The sequence below is a fragment of the Nocardia sp. NPDC101769 genome (assembly GCF_044766925.1).
In the GTDB taxonomy this organism is placed as follows: domain Bacteria; phylum Actinomycetota; class Actinomycetes; order Mycobacteriales; family Mycobacteriaceae; genus Nocardia.
In genome coordinates, this window is the sequence record NZ_JBIWMX010000092.1 from 1 (window position 1) to 6,676 (window position 6,676).

8 protein-coding genes and 1 pseudogene are annotated in these 6,676 nt (G+C 64.1%); 2 read left to right on the forward strand and 7 right to left on the reverse strand.

The genetic code is table 11. From position 1 onward, the window contains the following. Positions 1 to 156 (reverse strand): annotated as a pseudogene (locus ACIRRA_RS45195) (IS3 family transposase); the annotation flags it as partial. A 292-nt stretch (positions 157 to 448) separates the two neighbouring features. Next, positions 449 to 772 (reverse strand): helix-turn-helix domain-containing protein, encoded by a 324-nt coding sequence (locus tag ACIRRA_RS45200; RefSeq protein WP_402782069.1) that lies wholly within the window; start codon positions 770 to 772, stop codon positions 449 to 451. A gap of 512 nt (positions 773 to 1,284) precedes the next feature. On the opposite strand from ACIRRA_RS45200, the gene ACIRRA_RS45205 reads away from it, so the two are divergent. Next, positions 1,285 to 1,908 (forward strand): hypothetical protein, encoded by a 624-nt coding sequence (locus ACIRRA_RS45205; RefSeq protein WP_402782072.1) that lies wholly within the window; start codon positions 1,285 to 1,287, stop codon positions 1,906 to 1,908. After that, positions 1,905 to 2,339 (forward strand): hypothetical protein, encoded by a 435-nt coding sequence (locus ACIRRA_RS45210; RefSeq protein WP_402782075.1) that lies wholly within the window; start codon positions 1,905 to 1,907, stop codon positions 2,337 to 2,339. Before ACIRRA_RS45205 ends, ACIRRA_RS45210 begins: the two co-directional genes overlap by 4 nt. Here the strand turns inward: ACIRRA_RS45210 and ACIRRA_RS45215 are convergent. The 5 genes from ACIRRA_RS45215 to ACIRRA_RS45235 all read right to left on the reverse strand — a co-directional run. Beyond that, positions 2,314 to 3,717, reverse strand: a complete 1,404-nt coding sequence (locus tag ACIRRA_RS45215) for a cytochrome P450 (RefSeq protein ID WP_402782078.1) — start codon at positions 3,715 to 3,717, stop codon at positions 2,314 to 2,316. The two genes, ACIRRA_RS45210 and ACIRRA_RS45215, sit on opposite strands and share 26 nt — an antisense overlap. Next, positions 3,714 to 4,871, reverse strand: a complete 1,158-nt coding sequence (locus ACIRRA_RS45220; protein ID WP_402782081.1) for an MAB_1171c family putative transporter — start codon at positions 4,869 to 4,871, stop codon at positions 3,714 to 3,716. Before ACIRRA_RS45220 ends, ACIRRA_RS45215 begins: the two co-directional genes overlap by 4 nt. Beyond that, positions 4,868 to 5,386 (reverse strand): hypothetical protein, encoded by a 519-nt coding sequence (locus ACIRRA_RS45225; RefSeq protein WP_402782084.1) that lies wholly within the window; start codon positions 5,384 to 5,386, stop codon positions 4,868 to 4,870. Before ACIRRA_RS45225 ends, ACIRRA_RS45220 begins: the two co-directional genes overlap by 4 nt. A gap of 597 nt (positions 5,387 to 5,983) precedes the next feature. After that, positions 5,984 to 6,355 (reverse strand): hypothetical protein, encoded by a 372-nt coding sequence (locus ACIRRA_RS45230; RefSeq protein WP_402782090.1) that lies wholly within the window; start codon positions 6,353 to 6,355, stop codon positions 5,984 to 5,986. After that, positions 6,274 to 6,676: hypothetical protein (locus tag ACIRRA_RS45235; RefSeq protein WP_402782087.1), on the reverse strand; the 403-nt coding region annotated here is incomplete at its 5' end. The genes ACIRRA_RS45235 and ACIRRA_RS45230, both read right to left, overlap by 82 nt.

Below are 6,676 nucleotides of genomic sequence, written 5' to 3' on the forward strand. Positions count from 1 at the left end.
CAGCTTAACTAAGCGGCATTGGTACTGCGATCCGCGGTCGCTGTGGAATATCGTCACCTCGCGCCGGAACGGAACATTGCGTGCGGCCATGCGCAACGCATCGGACACCAATTCCGTGCGCATGTGCTCGGCCATCGCGTAGCCGACGGGGCCGCGTTCGGAGCGACGTCATCACAGTGCTTGGCGCGCCGCGCCCGGTGCTTGCGGGTGATGCAGCGGTCGCAGTAGATCCGGGGCCGGCCGCTGTCCTGGTCGCTGAGGTCGACCGACCCGCCACACTGCCGACATGCCTGGTCGGTGTAGCTGGGCTCGGAGCCATGCAAGCGCCGGTGCGCAGTTTTCGACGGCCGACAGGTCAGGCAGAACTGGCGAGGCCGGCCGCCGCGCGGGCAGGTGTTGGGTTCGACCGGGCCACCACATCCGCGACAGTCCGGCGCCTGTCGAGTGGTCATCGCGGTGGCAGCGAGCGGCCGGAGCGGGGTTTGGGAACTATCCGCCGGACCGGTGAGGCGTCGTGCGCGCCGACGGCCCGGTCCTGCTCGGTCTGGGTGGTCGCTGCCGGTGGCACGACGGTGGCGGGTTCGGCGGTCATCAGCTCGCCGATGCCGCAGTCGAGCACAGCCCAGAACACGTCGAGTTCCTCGGGCCGCAGGACCGTGGGTGTGCCGGTCCACAGTCCCGACATCTTGCCGTGGCTGATGTCGAGATTCGTCGCTGCGGCGAGGGCGGATGGGTCGAAGCCGCTGCGGCACTGCGGGACACCGGTATCCACACGGTGCACTGCCCTCGTTGAACTCGACAGTTATTGGACTTGCGCCTTCGATCGTCATACCGGTAGCCGGTGGTGTCGGCTGCCCAGTGCGCCCTGGATATGTGGTTGCCGCAGGTCAGGGCTCTGGTCGGCAAGATATGCGTGGAGGACGCAGATCCGAGGCCCGAACCCCCCTTCGGATCGGGCCTCAGACCAGCGTGGGAAAGATTCCGGGTTGCGTGCTTGCGCTCCGGAATCGGCGTGGCCACGGGGCCTGCCGCGGCGGGCTACCCGTTTCGTTCGGCGGGACCCATATGCGCCACTGTCGTACGCAAATACTACGAAAATAAATGTGAAAGTCAAGTCGTTCACTTGGCACATCACCGACAGTGGAACGATGACGACCCGCAGTCGGCAATCATCTCAGCAGGTGAACAACCATACCGATGCGGCATGTTGGCGACTTGTGCATATTGTGCTGCTGGACCCATCCGCTATGCTTTCGTACATGTGCGCAAATTTCAGTGCCACCTATGGATAGGGACACCGCGCGACAGCTGGGGAGAACCGTGGTAGAGCGGCGCGAACAGCTGAACCGCAGTCGCCGCCAGGTCGCGCTGATGGGCGGGCCAACCGAGCCGACCCTGCTAAAGATCGAGCGCGGTGAAGCCGGGCGACTCAGTACCAACACCATGCACAAACTTGATGTGGGCCTGGCGTGGGAACCGGGGTCGGCCCAACAGGTGATCGTCGGTGGTAATCCGATTCCGCTGCGGCGCAACGCCAGTATCGAAGTCGCGCCCTCGTACATCGTCGTACCGGCCGAGACCATCGCTGGACTCGTCGTTGTGGCTCGTGAGATCTCCGAGCTTGCGACGCCGGACTCGGCTTTGCACGCAGCCTCTCAGCGGCTCGATGAGTGCATCCAGCCGCTGTATGCCCGGTACGTCACACAGCTATTGGAAACCAATCGCTTGCACGGTGGAGCGCTCGGTCCGTTGGTGGCGCTACTGGGCCCGTTCCTGGACCGCCCGGCCCACCCCGACGACGCCGATTGGGAAGACGCCCGATACCGACGCTGGCTCGCGGGCATCCACATCGACATGGATGACGCGACCCGCGCTCGGTTCGAGGCAAGATTGGAGGCCGCCAGATGAGTGGATTGCTGTCCCTGGCCGAACGTATCGACATGCTCTTTCGCGCATCGCACAGCAGCGCCGACGCTGAGCCCACTGCGGAGGCCATCGCCGAGGCTCTGCGCAGTTCGAATGTCGAGGTCGCCCCCGAGACACTCACAGCCTTACGTTCCGGAGATCTCGATTGCGCACCGCCACAACTGCTCACGGCGTTGGCGACGAACTTCAGTCAGCCGGGCTGGTACCTGACCGGCCCAGCCAACGATGAACAGGTGATCGGGGTCCACGTCCAGCTTGGCTTGCTGTGCGCGCTGCGCGATTCCGGCGTCAGCCGGGTGCGCCTGCGGGGTCGGCCCACCAGCTCCGACCGCGAGGCGCTGATCGAAGGCCTGCTCGCGCGCGGGGCGAGCAGCAGGCCCGAGACCATCAGTCCTGACGGCGAGACATCTTGAGCCGCAAGCCATCCGGCTTGAGTGTGATCGTCTCCTTCACCTTCAGCTCGTAGCCGGGATCCGCGGTCAGATCGAAATTGCGCAGGATCGTCGCCAAGACGAGCACGATCTCGTGGTAGGCGAACTGCCGCCCGATGCAGGCGCGCATTCCGACGCCGAAGGGCCTATACAACTCGGGATGGCGTGCACGTACTCGCTCGGGCAGGAATCGGTCCGGATCGAAGGTTTCGGGATCACCGCCCCAAAGTTCGTGGCGATGCAGCTGCAGCAGCACGATGAAAACCCATTCGTTCTTCTCGAACGGATACTGCCCGCCCAGCATCGTGTCCGCGCGTGCCTTGCGGAAATAGCCCGGGGCTGTGGGCCATAGGCGCAGCGACTCGTCGACGATGCGCCGCACGTACCGCAGCTTGGCGACCTGCTCGACCTCAAGTTCGTTACCGGTCCATACCTGCGCGATCTCGGTCCGCGCCTGTTCGGCGATCTCGGGATGACGCGACAAGTAGTGCAGCGCGAACGCCATCACTCCCGCCGAGGTTTCATGCCCGGCAGCCAGGAACGTCAGGATCTGATTGCGGATGTTCTTCTCGTCCAGCAGTTCCCCGGTCTCTGGATCCGCCGCGGTCAGCATCCGGTCCAGCAGATCGCTGTGCTCGCCGGCACCCTCACGGCGGCGGCGCGCAATCACTTCGTCGATCGTCGCGTTCACCATCGCGACATCGGCTCGGTGCTGGGCTCGCTGCTGGCGGAACACAGTGCGCTCGATCAGCGGATGTGAGTACGCGGACCTATTGATATAGGTCAGGGCACGCAGCATGGCCGAGACGACCGGATGCGGATCGGTGCGGATGAAGGACTCGAATTCGTAGCCGAACCCGGTGCGGCCGATCACCTCGAGCGCAACCTTGTTCGTGTCGGAGGGCACATCGACCCACTCGCCGGCCCGCCCGGCCCAATGCTCGACCAGCTCGCCCGCACACTGCTGCATGGTCGTGTGGTAGCCCTTCATTGCCGCCGCGGTGAACGACGGTGCCAGAATCGCGTGCGCCTTGGCCCAGTTCGGCTCGGAGTTGTGCGCGGTGAAAAGTCCGTCACCCGCCACGCTACGCAGGTCCCGGATCGGCACCCCCAGGAATTTCGACCACAACTCGTCGTCGTTGATCTCCCGCAACAGGTCCGGATCCGACACATAGGTGACTCGAGCCCCGAAGATGTTGCGCTCGTAGATACCGCCGAACTTCTGCGCGCCGCGCATTCCCCACTGACTCGAGTCGGTGACATGCAGATCCCACACATCACCCAGTACAGGCAGACGGTACGGCGGATGCGGTAGCTCCCGGTCCTGTGCCCGGATCGGCCGCGGCGTGGTCGTGGTCATCGTGCTCCATCCAGTAGTCCGGCACCGTCCACGTGGGCGGCTGCCTCGTCCCAATGCGCGGCTATGCTGCGCAGCGTACGACGTTCGTCAACGATGTCGCGCCCCGGAGCAGAGGCGTGCAGGCGAACATGGCGCCCTGGTGTCGCCCCGGATGTTTTGCGCCGTAACGCCTGCACGATCTGCACGGTCTCTGCCAGATCCTCGGGCAAATCATCCGGTGGTGGCTCGGAGTAACGGCCGAGCACCAGCAGACAGTCGCGGATCTCAACGGTCATGCGATGCAAGCGCCGCTCTGGGCCGACAGCGGGATCCTGCTGCGAGGGGCGCGGGATCTCCGCCGCGCACACCGTCACCAGCGCCGTCCACAGTGGCGTCAGGCGTCGCACGGCGCGGGAGGCCGGATCCATACGAAGCCGACGGGCGATCTCCACCATCACCTGCGCCGAGGCGGGAATCGCGCCCAACAGCAACAGATAGATGAAGTTGCGCTCGTTGGCGGCGAATCGGAAGTCGACGAACGCGCGCCCGGTTCCGGTCGCAGCACACACCGCACTGACCAGAATCGAGACGGCTTCCTCGGTAGCCCACACGCCGACAAACAGGATCAGACCATATGTCAGGCGATGACTCGGACGCAGGTGACCGGCACGTAGGTCCCGGATACTCGCCCAGGTGACAACGACGCCCGTTGTCGCGCACCATAAGGAGAACAGCGTGAAGTACAGCACCGTCTGCCAGCCCTCGGTGCGATCGATGTACTGCCCAAGGTCCCGCGCGTGTGTCCCCGCCGACAGCATCAGCGCGACCGACAGGTAAACCGCGACCCACACGACCCGGCTGGTACGCACAGCGCGGTCGGGCCAGGTCTCTGACCAGGACAACGCCAGAAGCACCAGCGGCGCGAAGGTGAGCACGATGAACACTGTGCCCAGCTGACGAGTGAAGCCGACTTGGAATATTCCCGCGTCTTGCAAGGCGTTCTGCACCGCGCGTTCACGAAGCATTGCCGCACCCACGCCGAACAGCAACCCATAGGTGACCAACCGTTCCCCCGGCCGACGTCGACCGTGCAGCCACATCAGGCGCAACATCACCGACAACACGCTGAAAGCGATGATCGCCCACGCCACCGTCGCTGGCGCCGAGGATGTCACCGATCACCCCAAAACGACCGCATCGGCCGCGACGAACGCCACCGAGATACCTCTGACAACAACAGATCAGCGAACAGTTCCGCTTCATCTTCCTGATGATCGGAGAACTCCGATCGGCCCAGCACCCGCCGTACCAACGCGGGATCGAGATCGGGCAGCAGCTGATGAATTCCTTCCAACCCGGCCGACCCCTCCGCGTGATCGAGCACCATATGGCCCGTCTCGTGCGCGATGATCTGATCGATATGGAAATCCGTTGTCTCGGAATCGAACGCGATCAGATCCACCGATTCACACTTGAGCCACAACCCGCACGGCGTGCGACTCTGCATCGCCCCCCGCGGGTCCGGCGTCGAAGTCACCGGCATGAGCTGAATCGGCCGCCCTCGCCAATCACCCAGCCGCGCTAGGAAAGCCTCGCGATTCCACGGCGAGGGAACCAGCGGAAGTACCGACTCACGCGCGGCCAGCACTCGCTGCGCTGAGGTATCCACGTCCGATCCCTGCCCATCCATGTGTCGACGGCACGTACCCCTCACCGTCTCGAGAGAGCACTGCTGATTCATTCAAGACCATCTTGCAGAACCCCGCACCCACAGCGGAATCGGCTGGCTGGACCTCGGCAACGAACGCGGTTGTCGAAGCCGACAACCACCACCCCAGATTGGCCCTGAGCAGGAAGCGCGTCATGATCCGATCACGGACCGGGCTTCCCAACCCCGGGGGGAGGACGCAACGGAAGGCGCCTGCGGTAACCATAGCGCGCGCCTGACGAGATTGAGGGCTTGACGTAGCCCACGAACATGACTGTCGGGCAAGGCCGAGTCCTTGACCTTGCAAGTACTTGAAAAGACCGATGCCGCCGGGCGAAGGGGGGAGTTGGCCCGGCGACATCGATATCGCTGGCGATCGGTGACTCCATAGAATCAAATCGACCACCACTGCGGGCCAATTCTGTTGGGGGGATCCACAGTTGACCCGCGCACCCGACAGTACGGGTATCTACCACCCCCATCGCAACCCATCCAAAGCCATTGTGAGAAATCCCATTCCGAACGGTTCGAGGTTGTCAGTTGACCGCCGCCTCCCCGTGATGGCGCCCGGCATTGCAGTTACGGCAGGCTTTCCGCGGGGGTGCAACCAGCTAACCCGGCTGGTCGGGTCATTGCGCGGGTGAGTTCGTCCCGGCTCATCGGGCCCAGCAGATAACTGTGCTCAGCCAGGGTGGACAGCACTACAGGATAGTCCAGGCAGCGGGCGTAGAAGTCGGCTTGAATAGCGATGACGACGTTGGTCGGGTCCGCTTGGCCAGCGGCACACAACGACTCGAGTGCGACCAGGAATTCCATGCGCTCGCGGTCGAATTCGTAGGCGGTGAACAGTTCTTCGAGCTGATCGACGATCAGTAGACGAGACCGGTCCAGCCTGTCCCTGCGAACTCGGAAACTGTTGTGCGGCCTGGGGCGATCGTGCGGATATCCCAGTTCTCGCCGACGAGCCCGGCGGTCACACCGGAGACGTTTCCACTGCTGCTCAACGACAGGCGTGCCGGCACCGACCGGCCGGACTCTCGGGAATCCGACGCCCGTGGACGTCGGAATGGCACTTTTGGATCGGTGGCCGTGGGGTGGTGATTCGGGTCGAGCAATCGGCGGCGCGTGCGGCGTCGAACTATCGAGCGGTCCTGTAATCGGTTGAGGGGGAGTGCATTAGCCCGGATCTTTCGTGCGGCTGATGTGCTGGCCTGTTCGGGTTCGGATTGATGTTTTGCGGCCGGCTTCTGGCTGCGGGGCATGATTGGCTGA

Bases quoted from the DNA above. Each gene is read 5' to 3' on its own strand.
- ACIRRA_RS45205 (WP_402782072.1), top strand. From the start codon at position 1,285: ATGGATAGGGACACCGCGCGACAGCTGGGGAGAACCGTGGTAGAGCGG.
- ACIRRA_RS45210 (WP_402782075.1), top strand. From the start codon at position 1,905: ATGAGTGGATTGCTGTCCCTGGCCGAACGTATCGACATGCTCTTTCGC.
- ACIRRA_RS45215 (WP_402782078.1), bottom strand. From the start codon at position 3,717: ATGACCACGACCACGCCGCGGCCGATCCGGGCACAGGACCGGGAGCTA.
- ACIRRA_RS45225 (WP_402782084.1), bottom strand. From the start codon at position 5,386: ATGGATGGGCAGGGATCGGACGTGGATACCTCAGCGCAGCGAGTGCTG.